The sequence below is a fragment of the Shewanella sp. SG44-2 genome (assembly GCF_014164215.1).
Classification (GTDB): Bacteria; Pseudomonadota; Gammaproteobacteria; order Enterobacterales; family Shewanellaceae; genus Shewanella; species Shewanella frigidimarina.
The window spans coordinates 14,857-31,531 of record NZ_JACJEU010000017.1; the positions used below are offsets into that span (position 1 = coordinate 14,857).

The window sequence follows — 16,675 nt, forward strand, 5'->3', positions numbered from 1 at the left end:
TTGATCACTTTGTAGACCATTGGGTTGTAAGGGATTAGAGCCTAAGTCCAAAACTCACCATTGGCACTATTTGTAGTCGTTAAGATAAGTAAGATGCCATAGTCTCTTTGTATTTACGGTTTACTCGAATGTTTTGCCGGATCATTGTATTGCCACAAAACGTTAATTATTTTCCACTCATTATTTTCATTTTTATATAGATGCATGTAATCAATCCAATCATCGACGGTTAATTTTACCGATGCAACTCTATTATCAATATCCAAAATATTGATATCAACTTTAGGAGATGACGGGAATTTATTACCCTCTTTGTTATAGTTTTCAGCCACCCACACCATAGTGTCAAAGTCAGTTTCCATTATAATTTCTGAGCCATCTTTAGATTGCCAATAAGTTCTTTTAGCTAACTTTTTATCAACGCCTCTTCTCATCAACTCCGGCTCGACGTTGTGTTGCGATTCTATATAGTCGAGCACCGCTCTTGTTACATTTTGACTATCAACATTTGTATCGGCTGTTGCCGTACAAGAAAAAAATACTAATAAGATTAAAACTATCATGCGATTCATTTGACGTCCTTGAGTAAGCGAACAGCGGATTAGTGAGAATGCAGCTAAACGTCCTGAGAAGCCCAGTAACACTCAACATTCAAATTAAGATAATTGTTAATAACGTTAGTTACTTATCAGCTTAATTAACTCGAATCAATTAAACTAAAACACTGCCTATTTTTATGATAATCCAACAATCGTGGCCATATTAATTTCTATGCTTACCCCAGCGGAAATTAATGTTTGTTAGTTATTATCTTCCTTTGTGGCTTCTTTCAACTTCACAACAAAGCCGAAATAAAATGAAACACATACAATTAAAGATTGCCACACAACTGCAAAGTAAAACTTACCTGGATTAGAGCTTGCAGATACATAATACACACTCCCTGTATTTTGGTACTTATATCCGCCTTCTATCAACATATCGATAACCGTTATGGTAAAGACAACACAAAATAATCGAGCAACAAATCGCATCTTATTATCAATTTTAATAGTCAAATCCTTACTAACACTTACTGACGGTAACGAACAACTAACGCTTATTGAACAGAGAACCCTATAAAGTCAGCTGTTTAAATTATTGATTACAATAACCTTATACTTACTATGCCTTTGGTGTAAATGATAAATTATTAGTGACACTCAAAACAAACCAAGTTTTCCAATATAAAGTGTTAACAAACTACCTGTGAAATTTATTGTACACAATAACAATATATTAAGTTAGGCCACAAAATTTAACAGCCCTACTTTAGACCGACCGGCTGGATTATTTGATTAGCAATAGGCCTAAACTCGTTATAACTTTATATAAAACCAGCTTGTTCGATTACACCATTTACACAAAACACAATGGTATTTGTAGTAAAGCGATATCAATTTTCTTTTATAATGAAAAGAAGAAAAGCACGAGATCTAACTCACTTTGGTACAAAACAAGTTAGTGTTCTTTACTTGAAAATGGACAAATTCAACGCTGAACTTAAGGACATCTGGTGAGATTTCGTGGCAGAGGTCGTTTATTGGCATCTGACCCACTGTAGATATGGAACATGTTTTAAACGAGCATTTACGTTGCCATAAAAAACGGGATTGGCGTACTGGAGCCAATCCCGTTTTCAGTTTTTAATGCATAGTGCTTAGTGCCTAGAGCTTAGAAATTGCTACTTGTTACTTAGCACTGGCGTGCGATGAGGAATAACGCGCTTGCTGCCCGTTGCCTCAAATGCACTCGCAAACCGAAGCAAGTCGTTGTCATCATAAGCACGGCCAGCGAAAGTCAAACCAACCGGCATGCCAATGTCGGCCATTACGCCCATTGGCACAGTCACAGTCGGTACACCTAAGTGGCGAATAGCAAGGTTACCGTTGGCAACCCAAACACCATTACTCCACGCAATGTCAGCAGAAGCAGGATTAACATGCGCATCTGCTGGGCCTACGTCTGCCACTGTTGGGAATAACACTGCATCAAGTTTTAGCTCGTCCATCCAGTCTTCCAGATCCAGTTTGCGAGTCTTCTCTAAGCCGCGCAGACCATCCGGTATGCTGTCGATTTGGTTATACGACTTAAGGCCTCTTTTGGCCATATTGACGTATTCATCCATGCCAGCAGCAAGGTCGCCCTCACGATTGGGCAAGGTGCCCAGATCATGCGGGAAAATCAAATGGCCGTTGACGTCTGCCAGTTTGTTCAGTTTAGGATCATTATTAGCACGCAAGAACTCATCTAAAGCCCAGCCTGATAATGCCCATAGCTCATCATCGAGAAACTCAGGGGTGACGATGCCGCGATTAAACACGGTCGGCGCACCAGGGCGATCACCTTCACAGTTAGAAACCAGCGGAAAATCGACTTCAATGACTTCAGCTCCGGCAGACTCCAGCGCTGAGCGTGCAGCTTCCCATAGGTCGATAACTGACGCACGAGTATGGATTCTCTGACCAGTCGGGCCGCCGATGCCTGGGTTTTCGCTGGTGCCAGCCAATTCATCTTTATTGATGTACATGCGCGGCACCCCAAAACGCTTGCCTTTAAGCGTATCGGCTTGAGCGGCAAGAGCCAGATAAGATGTTGGACGCACGGTTGATGCTTTTGGGATTTCAACCCAAGGTTGTAGACGCCATAAATCGCCACGAGTAATAGGGTCGTCTGCCACGATAACGTCAAGTACTTCGAGCATATCGGCCATAGTACGAGTGTAAGGCACCACAACATCCATAGTCGGTGTCAACGGCCAGTTACCACGCACAGAAATCACCCCACGTGACGGAGTATAAGCACACAGGCCGTTGTTCGATGCTGGCCCACGACCGCTCGACCATGTTTCTTCGGCTAGGCCGAAAGCAGAATAGCTTGCCGCCGTACCTGTACCCGCGCCATTTGAAGAACCAGAGGCAAAGGGAGCGGTAAGATAATTAGCATTATATGGGCTTTCGGCACGGCCATAGTGACCGCGCTGCATACCACCATTAGCCATAGGCGGCATGTTGGTTTTGCCCAAGCAAATAGCACCCGCTTCGCGCAGACGTTCAACGGCAAATGCGTCGTATTGAGCAATTAAGTCCTTAAACGCTGGACTACCAGAAGCCGCAGTGAGCCCTTTAACTAAGTAGCTATCCTTCGTAGTGTAAGGAATACCATCGAGCGGGCTCAGTGTTTCACCACGAGCTCGGCGAGCATCAGAAGCCTCAGCTTCTTTGATGGCATCGGGGTTGTGAACCACCAGTGCATTCAGCTTAGTCTGCGTCGCGGGGCCGTCATAAACCTCAACCCGAGCTAAATAAGACTTCACTAACTCAACCGCTGTGGTGCGACCGGATTCAAGGGCTGCACGCAGCTCGGCAATAGAAACCTCAGTGACTTCGAACATGTTACGACCTCTTCTTAAAAGCCAAAAGTGTTGAAACAACAGTGATATAAATGATCATTGTGTTCTCCTTCGCGGTTACTTATTTTCCAGAAGGGATCTGTTGAGTAATACAATGGATATTACCACCACCTAATAAAATCTCACGGGCAGGCACACCGACAATCTCATACTCAGGGAAAATTTCCTGCAATTTCTGTGCAGCAATTTCGTCGGTTGCCGGGTCGAGTAACGGGAAAACAATACGATTGTTGGTAATTAAAAAGTTCGCATAAGAACCCGCTAAACGTTCACCCGCTGTGCGCGGAACACCAGTTCCTTCTGCTACACCTTGCGCTTCTTCTTCTGTGCAATATAAAGGACCAGGCTGTGGTATTAGATGAACTTTTAACTTACGCCCTTGTGCATCAACAGTATTTTGCAAAATATCCAAAGCGGCTTTTGAACGAGGATATTGCGGATCACTTTGATCATCAGTCCAGTGTAAAACCACTTCGCCTGGGCGAGCAAAACAGCATATATTATCAATGTGTCCGTCAGTCTCGTCCATGTACACGCCGTCTGGCAACCAGATAAACTGCTTAACATTTAAATATTCAGCCAGTAATGCTTCTATCTGTTCACGAGTCAAATCGGGGTTGCGGTTGCTGTTAAGTAAACATTCAGCCGTGGTCATGCAAGTGCCTTCACCGTCGACATGAATAGAACCACCTTCAAGAATAAGCGGAGCCTGATAACGATCAAAACCATGCTGACTTAGCATCTTTTGCGCGACTTGCTCGTCCTTATCCCATGGTGAATACAAACCACCGTTATCGCCGCCCCAGGCATTAAAGCCCCAGTCAACACCACGGCATTCGCCCTTGGCATTGACAACTACTGTAGGTCCGGTATCGCGAGCCCAGCAATCGTTGCTATCTATTTCGACCAAAGTAACGTGAGAAGGCATAACCGTCTTGGCTTGTGCCAAAAATGCCTTGGGTACACCCATATAAACAGGGGTAACCGCACCAATGGCATCTGCTACCTTGGCAAATGTCGCCTGAGCATAAGCACCTGCAGAGCGCCAGTTATCAGGACGATATGGCCAAATCATCCACACAGCCTGCTGCTGCGCCCATTCGGCTGGCATGCTAAAACCATCTTGGGATGGTTTAGTCGTTAACTGCGTGGCATCCACATTCATGTTTGTCATGAGTTTTGTCTCCGGTAATGCTGAAAAACTATAAGGGAGTGCGCCCTAACATAGGACGACAGAATAAAAATACACCTAACATTAATCAAATGAATAAATCGAATTTCCACATTCATCATGCGGACAGTTAGGCCGAAATTGCCACGTCTACACTCGTTGAGTTTTAGTTTCGATGAAATATCACTGTATATCATATCATTTAAGACAGCTTGCGCTAAAGAATTGTATGTAGTGAATAAATGAGTTAATTCCCGAACCCACTTATAGACATAAATGCATTAACGTTAATGCCTATTTTCCAAATGAAAATATGCCATCGGAAGTGTTTAACACCTGCAAAGTAATTTCAATCAATTGAGAGATTAGTTGCTTCACTAACTCTTCCGTAGGATTTTATTGGCTTCATTAACCCTCAATTCACTTTTATTCTTTCCACTAAAAAGTCTACTGCCGCTTTTACTTTTGGCACTAAGTAGCGCTGTTTTTGATACAACAAATAAACCGCCATATCAGAATGTTGAGTTATCGCTAACTCATGTTCAAACTTAAGCTCTACCAATTTACCAGACTCTAGGTAAGACGCTAACGCCCATCGAGTTGACATTAAAATGCCCTCTCCGTTACAAGCTTTTTTTGCCAGCCAAGGGCCGTTATTTGAAATCGCTACCGCCGGTCCAGAGACATCATGCCATTGGCCGTTCATATTACATAACCAAGGTGTTGGCCCTGTTGGCGCTTTAAAATACAGGCCGTTATGCTGCGTTAGCTCCATCGCATTGTTAGGTACGCCGTGTTTGTCTAAATAACCAGCTGACGCGACAGGAATAAAACCATTGTCCATTAACCTTATCGCTAACACTCGCTCATTTGGCGCGTAACCACCGCGAATAGCAATATCTACATCGTCACGTCCGAGTGTTGATAATTCGTCACTTAAACTGACATCTAATACAATTTCAGGGTATAACTCACTGAATTCATCTAACAACGGAAGCAATATCTTTTCACCAAAACCCACCATCGAACTGATCCGCAAACGCCCCATTGGTGTTGTTTGGTAACTACGAACAGTCTCATTGCTTTGTGACAGTTGATTCAATATTTGCTGTACATCGTTATAATAAATTTGCCCTACTTCGGTTAGTTTAACGATTCGAGTAGTACGCTTTAATAACGTCGCTCCCAAACTCTTTTCTAAATCAGCAACGCGCCTCGACAAGGATGATGGCGGTACATTAAACGCACTCGCCGCTTTGGTAAAACTGCCTGTTTCGACTACTTTACTGAAATACCGCATGGCTCGTAGTTGATCCAACTCACTTCTCCCTTAAATAAATATTTTGTATTTTTGTTTTATTATTGTCTTAAAAGCAATAGTGATTAGCGTTTTCCGTTATATATAACCAAATTAAAACCAGTAATAATGAGCTTAACTTAAGCATTGCAACCACTATCCTGTTGCAACATGTTAAATACAGGGACATTAATCGCATTTTTCGGCAATTAAAAAAAACCTTTACGTTAATGATGGAAAACTCACTTATGATTACTTTGCACGGTTTTGCCGCTAGCAACTATTACAACCTAGTGAAACATGTACTGCTATACAAACAACTGCCATTCCAAGAAAATCTTATATACGGTGGTAGTGAAGCGTTACTGGCAATCAGTCCTGCTGGCAAAGTACCTGTTATCTCAACGGCTGAAGGTTTTTACCTGTCAGAATCGAGTGTCATCTGTGATTTTATCGAAGAGACTTACCCTGCCATTCCGCTATATCCTGAAAATGCCTGTGAGCGTGCTGTTGTACGTCAAATTATGAAAATGGCTGAGCTGTATTTTGAACTGCCAAGTAGACGACTCATACCTTATGTGTTTTCAGGCACTGAAATACCAGAGTCAGTTAAAGCTGAAGTCCGCCAGGTATTAACCCGTGGCGTTACAGCCTTAAGTCGCTTGTGCCAGTTTTCACCTTGGATTGCCGGTGAACAATTCACCATGGCAGACATCTACGTTTATTACGTCAACACCATTGTTAGCGCGTTTGGCTCGAGCCAGCTTAACTGGGATGTACTGGCAGAAATACCAGGCATGAAACAGTGGAACGATGCCATGAGCCAAACGGTTATTGCCCAACAGGTAGAAGCTGATCGCCTAGCAAACATGCCCGACTTTATGCAAAAAGTGAAAGCTCAAATCCAAGCCGCGAACGCCGGATAACACTTACTCTAACGAATTGATAGTAGGTATAAAAACATCTAATACTGATGTCTGATTTGAATTACAAACAGAACATAGCCGACACATTAAAATGATTGGCTTAAAAAATTAATTATTTTGCAGGAGCAGATCCCAATGACAGATACCAATATTCAACTGACTTCATTAATCAGCGAAGACAATAAATTAACACTCGCATTAAAACACATCGACATGCCACAACCAGGTGCCGATGAAGTGGTTATTCGCATTGAAGCTGCACCATTAAACCCGTCGGACTTAGCGGTGCTATTTAGCGTCGCGGATATGACAACAGCGGCACAAGCAGGCACTGAACAAAGCCCAACTATTGTTGCCGATGTTCCGGCTAAATTTATGTCAGCAGTTAAAACCCGAGTCGGTAAAGCCATTCCTGTGGGTAATGAAGGTGCTGGTACCGTTGTCGCAGCGGGTTCATCGCCTGCAGCGCAAGCATTAATGGGTAAAACTGTTGCTGTTATTGGCGGTGGTACGTATCGCCAATATCTCTGTGCCAATGTGCAAAGCTGCTTAGAATTAACAAACGGTACTACGGCTAAAGAAGGCGCATCTTCTTTTGTTAACCCGCTCACCGCATTAGCGATGGTCGAAACAATGCGTGCTGAAGGCCATAAAGCCATCATTCATGCAGCGGCTGCGTCTAACCTCGGCCAAATGTTAAACCGTATTTGTATTGCCGATGGTGTCGATTTAATTAACATCGTCCGTAAAGCAGAACAAGAAACACTACTACGTGACATGGGCGCTAAATATATTGTTAACTCAAGCAGTGATACTTTCCTAGCTGACTTAACCGCAGCGATAATTGAAACAGGTGCAACGATTGCATTTGACCCAATTGGCGGCGGTAAACTAACCAGTGACATTCTTAACTGTATGGAAGTGGCTGCAGCGCGTGATATGAAAGAACACAGCGTTTATGGTTCTGACACTTTCAAACAAGTTTATATTTATGGCGCATTAGACCGCGGCCCTATTACGCTTAACCGTAACTTTGGTTTTGCTTGGGCTGTTAATGGATTCTTATTATTCAATGCGCTCGGTAAATTAGGCACTAAAACGGTTATGGCAATGCGTAAACGTGTTGCAGATGAAATCACCACCACATTTGCAAGTCACTACACCCATGAAGTGTCATTGGCTGAGGTATTACAATTAAAATCGATAGCGGGTTATTCAAAACAGGCTACCGGTGAGAAGTACTTAATTACCCCGCAAAAGTAATCAAACCTCAAAGCTTATAATCGCTTAAGTGATTAATTGTTAACGTAATAAAAGCAGATACTGATTATAGTATCTGCTTTTTTATTAATTCGTTATCTATCAATAATGACGGCTATAAAAGCGCGAATATCCAGTTTGGTTATCCCACTTACGGATTAAGGGGCTTTTTTAGATATGGCCTGCGGCCACTAATGTCGTGGCGCTTCGCCCACACCAGACCAAGAGGAAACCAACGGCTGCTCTTAACTCTTTTAAAAAATTGGCCCAGCCGCCCCGCAACATTTTCTCTAATGACTTAAACAACAGATGCGAAAGGTCGCCATGTGGGCGTTAAAAACCCAAAAGTATCGATTAGCTCACAATGATATGCTCAGGAATACGTTTCAGCTGGTATCTTTAAATGAATTTCTTTGCTGTATGCTAGTATAAGCAGAGTCGCACAATAATTTATTTCAGGAGAGAATGTGGGGAGATCACTTGTATTGTTTTTTTTCTTAACTCTAACACTCATATCTTCTGTCTATGGAAAAGAATGGAAACTTGCCGTGGTACCTAAATTTCATAGTGTTTTTTTTGATCAAAGCAAAGCTGGCTGTATAGATGCTGCTCAAATAAAAGGCGTGGAATGCATATATCGTGGACCAGATATAAGTAATGTTAGGATGCAAGATCAGGTAATAAATCAACTGATCGATGAAGGTATAGATGGTATCGCTGTAGCCATTACACAATCTAATTATCTCGTTAAAAATAGCCTTAAGAGAGCTAAAGAAGCCGGTATCCCGATAATTACCTATGACTCTGATATTGATGCTTCAATCAACGAAGACCCTAATAGTATACGCCTAGCCTATATAGGCACTGACAATTTTGAATTGGGTAAGTCATTAGGTGAAGAATTAAAAAAACATCGGCCCAATGGCGGGACGCTAATAATGCAATCTGGGCGACCAGATTCTCCCAATCTGAATTTAAGACTGATGGGGGTCCGTTCCGCATTATCGGGAAAAATATACGATAAACCTCCTGGAGAATTGCTTAATAACGATTCGGGATGGACTGAAGTTAGAGAACCTTTCTTTAATTTTGATCAACTGGCTCAATCTGTTAATCAAATGGAGTCTGTAATGAAAGGGAAGCCTGTAAAAGCAGACTCTTTTATTGCTGTTGGTGGTTGGCCGCAAAATGACCAAGCACTTTACCGTAAAATGATTGCCCCGTACCAGGCAAAAATTAATAACAACAAGATCATCATTGTTATTACGGATACATCCTCTGAACAATTAACGATGTTGGAAGATCATCTTGTTCATATCAATATTGGTCAAGACCCATATGAAATGGGAAAACAAGCCATTTTGACGTTGTATAAAATTGTAACAGAACAAAAATATGACAAAATAATTTACACACCTATCACATTTTGCACACCAGAGAACGTTAATACATGTACCAAGGTTTCGGGATTGTAACCATATTTAATTTCGCCTGATCCAAATAACGTTACACAACCTGATTAGATTTAGCTTATGCTCATATATGAATAGATGATTGCTAACAGCCTTCTCGTCGTCCCAACTCTCACGTCGTCCAGGTAATGCTTTTGAGCCGGGATCCAGGTGTTTTTTTGTTTTGTATGGCCTTTATGTATTTATGCCATTTATGTATTTATGGCCTGCGGCCACTAACGTCGTGGAGCTTCACCCACACCAGACCAAGAGGAAACCAACGGCTGTTCCCTCTTAACTCTTTTAAAAAAATGGCCCAGCCGCCCCGCAACATTTTCGCGATTTACAAAACAAGAGCTGTGAAAAGTCGCAATGGGGATTTATCCAGCTTTGAATCTCGTTTGTAATCGGCCTCGGCCCATCTTGTAATAAAGAGTGAAAATGCTAACACTTCCGATGGTACATCAGATGTAAATGGATTCACGAATGTCGTGATGGCAGGACGCCAAAGAACGACCTGTACCGCGAAAGCGTGAAGCTCACATCCATGTGAGCTTCACGCTTTCTTTTATATAGAGTCTCAAGTTCAAAGCTGAATTTAGATATTTTCAATCAATAACTAGCTCGTTTTTGGACAGAATTTTGTTACTAATTATATAAGACTGAAAGATTTCGAATAAATCTCTGCTATGGCAAGGTATGCATATTGCCTATAAAGTAGTGGCCAACTTCACTGCGCCACTACAATACATTTAATGCAACCATCAGAAAAATTAAAACCAAAGAAACAGCCTAGTTCACCATAAACTGTTGAGACATAATACTGCAGGTTAAGCACTGACAGTATGTACAGACATTGACTAAAAAAACTCGCTCATAGAATTCTTTCCATCGTAAATCTTCTTATGTTCAATAATTAGGCGATCTAAATTGAGTATATCTGTTACAAACATTTTTGCATGCTGACCATCTAAGAATTGTATAATTTGTCTTTCACTCACTATGTCAAGCAGTGGAATGGTAATCCCATCTAATGTTGAAGATGCAGATTTTAATATCGAATATTTAGATAGAAAACCCTTAGTGCTTACGACTTTAATAATTTCTAATTCTAAATTATCTTTATCTAGATTAGGCGTATATATATCCAATACAGATTCCATTGTAAGCATATATTTTATGAAATGGTCATTATCTTTTTTCAATGGTTGAAATGACACTTTCCCACCAGGCAACGTAACAGACACGGTAACGTTAGAGTAAAACTTATATAATAATAGCGACTCAATAGACATCGAGTTATCACTATTCAGTAAATTAGCGATCTTGTTAATGTTTAGCAATAGGTTTTTTGTATAATGAATATAAAACATATCCTCATCAATTTTCGATAAGAATTTCAGAACATTCTCTTGATTAGAATGTGGACTGATAGCCATGCGTTCATAATACGAAACCCTAGCAGCATCTGATAAGTTTAAAATATGTTTTGCTGCATTAAATTCAATAATTGATTTGTGAATATAAGAGTACTCATTACCATCAACTTGGATAAGTGATGTTTTATTAATAACATCTAAATGTGTATTGTAATCTTTTAAACCTAATTTTTCTGTTGAAACTAAAAAAGTTTTTTCTATTTCATTTCCTGTAAAAGTTACATCATTCCTGCTCGATAACAATCTAAATGACGCCCCCCAAAAGACTTCTTCTAATTGTTTCACATTAAGTGATGACTGACTTTCTCTTTGAAATGAAATTTTCAATCTATCGTGTGTCGATATTAATGATGTAAATAACTGTTCATATACATCAATCAAACTTGTTGGGTCAGCCGAAAGCTCAGGGTAAGTAGTAATAAAAACATCAAGTATGATTGGAGTAACTAAAAAATTGGCAATTTCTCTTTTAGAATCGAGCAACGTTAATATTTGAGTCTTATCTACATCTAAAATCCTTGAATTTCGTTCGACAATCTTTTTTACATCATCATATTCTAAATCTAATAATGTATAATTAATAACTATTCCGCTTAACAATTGAATTTCAGTGCCTGGTCTTGTAGTAACTATGCAAGCACAATTGTATGTGGAATATGCAGAAGTGATCAGAGCGATAGCCTTGCTTCTGTTGGCAGTTGTTACTTCATCAAAGCCATCAAAAAATATCTTTATTCTGTTTTTTATAAGTAAATACGCATAAGCTTCAAGCGAAATATTATTAATGCCGAGTTCTTGAAATTCTACACTTACTATTTCTTTTAAATCTATTGAAGGCTTTGTCCAATCAACATTTCTTAAAGTAATAATTATTGGAAACTCATTAGAGTCCATATTTAAATGATTATAAACCATTTTCCTAAGGATTGTTGTTTTCCCCTGACCGGCCTTACCTACAATACAAGCAATTTTTGTACTTATAAATTCATTATCAACGAGCGTAACTATGTTTTCGTCACTATCGGTTTTTTTAATCTTTAAAGGATGATAAATATCACCAATAAAAATATCTTGGGTTCTTGATTGTAAAGTTCTAAAAGTTAAATATTTTTCAGTTACTTTCAAGCTTATTGCATCGAATGAATGTTCATCTATTGGTGCAATTGTATCGAAAACGTCTCTAACATCCCTGTCAATATCGTTACTTTTAATGAGGGCGTTGAACCTACCAAACAACAAGTTAGCAAGTTTTTTACCAAGTTCTGACTCTAAAGCTTTCGACAACCCAGACTCCATCATTTTAATCCCTTAAAAATCAAATGCATACCCTACCTAATATGGTTATTCTATTATGTACTCGAAATTGTGACTATGCCAATAATATTGGATTATTTATTAAATGTATAAAAATATAAACGTAAGGAGTGTAGTGGCTAATTAATACTGGCCACCGTTTTAGATTCATTCTTGCAGAACATGTGAAATTAGAAAAGCTATGGCAAACGGAAATAAATATTTTAGATTGAGCAATAGCACTAACTTATATTGGGGTAAAACGAGTTAGTTTTTTGGCTTTAAAAGGGACAAATTCAACTCTGAACTTGAGGACGTTGAAGAAAATAGCGTGAAGCTCACATGGATGTGAGCTTAGCTTTCGCGGTACAGGATGTACCATCGGAAGCGTTAGCATTTTTCGAATAAGACCGAAGAAGGATTCAAACGAGGCCAAAAGCTCGATTAATTTCCGTCGCGACATTTTCGCTTTTCAGAAAATGTTGCCGGAACGCTGAGGGTTTGCAAAGGGGTACAAGCGCTTTACCCATTTGGTCTGGTGTGGGTGAAGCGCCACGACGTTAGTGGCCGCAGGCCATAGCCTAAACAAGCTTTGGGGCATAAATAAGTTAAAGATTTTACTTTCAAAAGGTGTGATTCAACTCTGAACTTGAGGCCGTTGAAAACTCTTTATACAAAAATGCATGATGCTCACATGGCCTTTCTCGCACCAAATTGCTGAAATGGCCGTTGACGGGAACCTCAGTCAGCATGTGAATGAGGTTTCGTCGGATTTGTTCGGCTGCGCCTCATATCTATCCATATATGTTAGTTATCCTTAGGACATCATTAATAACGCCTATGAATCTCGCAATTCTCGACGTAAGATCTTGCCAACATTTGATTTTGGTAATTCATCTCTAAATTCGATTATCCTTGGGTTTTTATAACCGGTAAGATATTTTCTACAATGTTTTTTTATTTCGTCAACGGTCACATTACCTTTGCGTACAATAAATAATTTAACTTTTTCTCCTGTGGCGTCATCGGGAATGCCAATGGCCGCAGCTTCGATGATGTGAGGGTGAAGGGTTGCAACCTCTTCAATTTCAGTTGGAAAAACATTAAATCCCGACACTAGAATCATATCTTTTTTACGGTCTTCAATATAAAAAATCCCATCGTCATCCATTCTTCCTATATCGCCAGAGCTTAACCACCCTCCTGCATGCATTACAGTATTGGTTTCGGCTTCTTGTTGCCAATAGCCTTTCATCACTTGGGGCCCTCTAATTTGAATTTCACCAATTTGGTTAGGACCTAAAGGTTCATTTTCATCATTAACGATACGGAGTTCAGTGCTGGGTAAAGGGACACCAATTGAAGAAATAAATGATTGTTGTTGATGAGTACCAGCAGCGACTACTGGGGAACATTCAGTTAAGCCATAACCTTCTATGACAGGCATTCCAGTAAGCTGTTGCCAACGATCAGCAATAAGTTTCTGCGTCGGCATTCCACCTGCAATAGTAAAACGAGCGTGACTAAAATCTAATTTTTGAAAACCAGCATGATTGTTTAGGCCATTAAAAAGAGTATTTAAACCAAAAACCATTGTGAATGGATATTTACTTAAATCTGCTACGAAACCATCTATATCTCTTGGGTTGGTAATGAGTAGATTCGTTGCACCGAGAAAGAGCATAAACATCATACTCACTGAGTTGGCAAAAATATGATAAAGCGGAAGTGGGGTTACGGCATATTCCTTATCATATAAGGTTCTTGGGCTAAAATGAGCATGAACCTGTAGAACATTAGAAATAATATTACTATGAGTCAGCATTGCCCCTTTCGCAGGCCCCGTCGTTCCACCTGTATATTGGAGATATGCTAAATCATCTACTGTTATTTGGGGATCAATAAAGGGAAGTTTCTTGCCTTCGGTTAATGCTCTACGCAATGAAATAGCGTCGGGAATATGATATTTAGGCACTATTTTTTTGACATGTTTGATAAGAAAGTTAACCAATGTGCGCTTATGCATCGCTAACTCATCGCCGATTTTGGTTAACATAACATGCTTAATGTTAGTCTCATGCAGTATTTGCTGAAGGTTATTACCAAAATTTGTTACGGCAACAATAGCACTGGCCCCTGAGTCTCGTAATTGATGTTTTAATTCTCGAGGGGTATAAAGTGGATTAACATTGACAATAATGAGTCCTGCTTTTAATGCACCTAAAATAGTGATCGGATATTGCAATAAATTAGGCATCATTAAGGCGATTCGTTCGCCTTTTTTCATTTTTAGTTCAGATTGTAGATAAGCAGCAAAAGCGTTACTTTTACTTTCAAGATCTTGGTAGGACAAGCTATGTCCCATATTAATATATGCTGCTTTTTTAGCATGCGCATTAAAAGACTCTTTAAACAAATCATTGATATTGTTATACATACTTGAATCTATTGTTGCAGGCACATCCTCAGGATATTGTGTTAGCCACGGTTTATCATTTGTCATTATAGCCATCATTAATGTTGTTTAAACATCACTATTGTAAATTAACTCACCTAGTTAGTATAAAAATAATAGCTTGAATTCAAAGGATTAACTACTGTTCTAGGGAGTTAGCAGTAGTTAATCTCTCGGAGTGTGACTCGTCCCTACTTTTATCGCTTTTCCGCCTAACTCTATCTTTCTTCATCCATGAAAAAAGCATTTAGCTACTGCACTATCATGACCGTTTCTACTGTGGCACATGCGTGTATCAGGGTTTGTTATTAAAGAAAGCTTCGTCAGTCAGACAAATGAACTAAAAAGCAGGATAAATCCCCATGGCGACTTTTTCGTATCTGTTGTTTAAGTCATTAAAGAAATTGTTGCGGGCTGGGCCTATTCATTTATAAAAAATAAACAGGCGACAGCCGTTGGTTTCCTGTTGTTTTGGTGTGTGACGCGCCACGACGTTAGTGGCCGCAGACCATTTCCATAGACAGTCAGCTGAGTCTGTAACGAACAACCTGAATAATCTTGGGCGACCATGTTGCTGTGGCAAACTTCTAACCTAAACAAGTCTCTACAATGCTACTTTTGAATATCTGATTTGCCACCCACCACTCGTTCAATTAATAATCAAAACATTTGTTGACTTTAATCTGCATACAGACTATCTTTATGCATACATTATTAATGAGGATTGACCAATGAACGCGATTGAATTTTTTGAAGCCAAAATGCAGTGCACTATTAGCCCAATGGATTGCATGAGTGAAATGAAAAAAAAGCCAGATGCTTATGTTGTTGTCGATGTTAGAAATGCACCAGCACATATTCGAAAAGAAAAAATACAGGGTGCTTTAGAAATTGCACAAATTGACTTAGAAGCTAATTTGGACAAGCTAGATAAAGACAAAACCATCATCGTCTATTGCTGGGAAACCTGGTGTAACCTAGCCGCAAAATCTGCCGTTACATTGATAAATAATGGCTATAACGTCAAGGAATTAGGCGGTGGAATCGCAGCTTGGAACACGCTTAACTTACCTACTGAGCAGCTTTAATTTTCGAAAAAGGTGGATTAATACCACCTTTCTTATTTCATAATCATGTTAATACTTAGCCGTGAAAAACCTTTGTGGCAGATAAATAGAAGGACTTTAAACGTGGAGTTAGGTTTGTCAGAATATAGATTTCCTGAAACGCTCATTAAAGGACTGATTAAATCTCGCCCAAATAGATTCATTATGATGGTAGAGATCGATGGCGTTATTGAAAAATGCCATTGCCCATCAACGGGTAGAATCGGCAATATTGATTTCTGTGATATACCCTGCTTACTGTCTAGATCTGACTCCAAAAAGAGAAAAACAAATTATACTGTTGAGGCCATTTATCCTGTCAGCAAAAGTGATACTATCGTCGGCATCAATCAAGTCAAAGCCAACACCTACATTAATTTCTTTCTAGAACATAACTTACTGCCAGAAATGTTGTTAGTTGAAACAGTAAAAAGAGAGGTATTTCTCAACACTTCTAAGATAGATTTTTTAATAAACGATAATTGCTATGTCGAGGTTAAGACGTTACTTAAAGATATTCCATTCGGTATCAAAAAATCAGACAGTAAATTTACTTCCTTTGAGAGATTACTAAGACATTACACCGAAATTTCGACACAAATTAATGCTAATCAAAAGTCTATTGTGCTTTTATGTAATTTATTTGATGCCAAACCGTTTGCTCCACCGTTAAATAATGCTACTGGAACAAGTCAAGTTAGGAAAGTCGTTAAACAAGCTATTGATAATGGTATTGAACATTGGCAAATTAACTTAAAAGTAACTGCTGACGGAGTATCTCTCATTGATTACTTTAAAGTTGATTTGTTGCCAAACTTGAAGTAAT

11 protein-coding genes are annotated in these 16,675 nt (G+C 39.6%); 5 read left to right on the top strand and 6 right to left on the bottom strand.

Features of this window, described 5'->3' with window-relative positions:
- Nucleotides 1-113 precede the first annotated feature (113 nt).
- The 4 genes from H5181_RS13215 to H5181_RS13230 all read right to left on the bottom strand — a co-directional run bounded on the left by H5181_RS13215 (nucleotide 114) and on the right by H5181_RS13230 (nucleotide 5,940).
- The gene (locus tag H5181_RS13215) at nucleotides 114-572 is read right to left on the bottom strand and encodes a nuclear transport factor 2 family protein (protein ID WP_123884695.1); all 459 of its coding nucleotides are present in this window, start codon (nucleotides 570-572) and stop codon (nucleotides 114-116) included.
- Between the two features lie 1,151 nt (nucleotides 573-1,723).
- On the bottom strand, nucleotides 1,724-3,433 hold the full coding sequence (locus H5181_RS13220; protein WP_182751255.1) for an amidase: 1,710 nt from the start codon (nucleotides 3,431-3,433) through the stop codon (nucleotides 1,724-1,726).
- Between the two features lie 79 nt (nucleotides 3,434-3,512).
- On the bottom strand, nucleotides 3,513-4,625 hold the full coding sequence (gene aguA, locus H5181_RS13225) for an agmatine deiminase (protein WP_182751256.1): 1,113 nt from the start codon (nucleotides 4,623-4,625) through the stop codon (nucleotides 3,513-3,515).
- 412 nt (nucleotides 4,626-5,037) lie between these two features.
- Nucleotides 5,038-5,940, bottom strand: coding sequence for a LysR family transcriptional regulator (locus H5181_RS13230; protein ID WP_182751257.1), 903 nt, complete (start codon nucleotides 5,938-5,940; stop codon nucleotides 5,038-5,040).
- Nucleotides 5,941-6,167: 227 nt separating this feature from the next.
- Here H5181_RS13230 and H5181_RS13235 point away from each other — a divergent pair, with 227 nt between their 5' ends.
- The 3 genes from H5181_RS13235 (at nucleotide 6,168) to H5181_RS13245 (ending at nucleotide 9,580) form a co-directional block, all read left to right on the top strand.
- Entirely contained in the window at nucleotides 6,168-6,845 is a 678-nt protein-coding gene (locus H5181_RS13235) for a glutathione S-transferase family protein (RefSeq protein WP_182751258.1), read from the top strand.
- Nucleotides 6,846-6,980: 135 nt separating this feature from the next.
- Nucleotides 6,981-8,108: a zinc-binding dehydrogenase gene (locus H5181_RS13240; protein ID WP_182751259.1), complete on the top strand. Its 1,128-nt coding sequence runs from the start codon at nucleotides 6,981-6,983 to the stop codon at nucleotides 8,106-8,108.
- A gap of 464 nt (nucleotides 8,109-8,572) precedes the next feature.
- Nucleotides 8,573-9,580, top strand: coding sequence for a substrate-binding domain-containing protein (locus tag H5181_RS13245; RefSeq protein ID WP_182751260.1), 1,008 nt, complete (start codon nucleotides 8,573-8,575; stop codon nucleotides 9,578-9,580).
- Between the two features lie 836 nt (nucleotides 9,581-10,416).
- On the opposite strand, the gene H5181_RS13250 is transcribed toward H5181_RS13245, so the two are convergent.
- Both H5181_RS13250 and H5181_RS13255 read right to left on the bottom strand, forming a co-directional pair.
- A complete protein-coding gene (locus tag H5181_RS13250) occupies nucleotides 10,417-12,294 on the bottom strand; it encodes an NACHT domain-containing NTPase (protein ID WP_182751261.1) in 1,878 nt (625 codons plus the stop codon).
- Between the two features lie 832 nt (nucleotides 12,295-13,126).
- Complete coding sequence (locus tag H5181_RS13255) at nucleotides 13,127-14,803, bottom strand: AMP-binding protein (protein WP_182751262.1); 1,677 nt, start codon at nucleotides 14,801-14,803, stop codon at nucleotides 13,127-13,129.
- Between the two features lie 671 nt (nucleotides 14,804-15,474).
- On the opposite strand from H5181_RS13255, the gene H5181_RS13260 reads away from it, so the two are divergent.
- On the top strand, nucleotides 15,475-15,831 hold the full coding sequence (locus H5181_RS13260; protein ID WP_123884516.1) for a rhodanese-like domain-containing protein: 357 nt from the start codon (nucleotides 15,475-15,477) through the stop codon (nucleotides 15,829-15,831).
- 102 nt (nucleotides 15,832-15,933) lie between these two features.
- The gene (locus H5181_RS13265; protein ID WP_182751263.1) at nucleotides 15,934-16,674 is read left to right on the top strand and encodes a DNA/RNA nuclease SfsA; all 741 of its coding nucleotides are present in this window, start codon (nucleotides 15,934-15,936) and stop codon (nucleotides 16,672-16,674) included.
- Nucleotide 16,675: the final 1 nt, after the last annotated feature.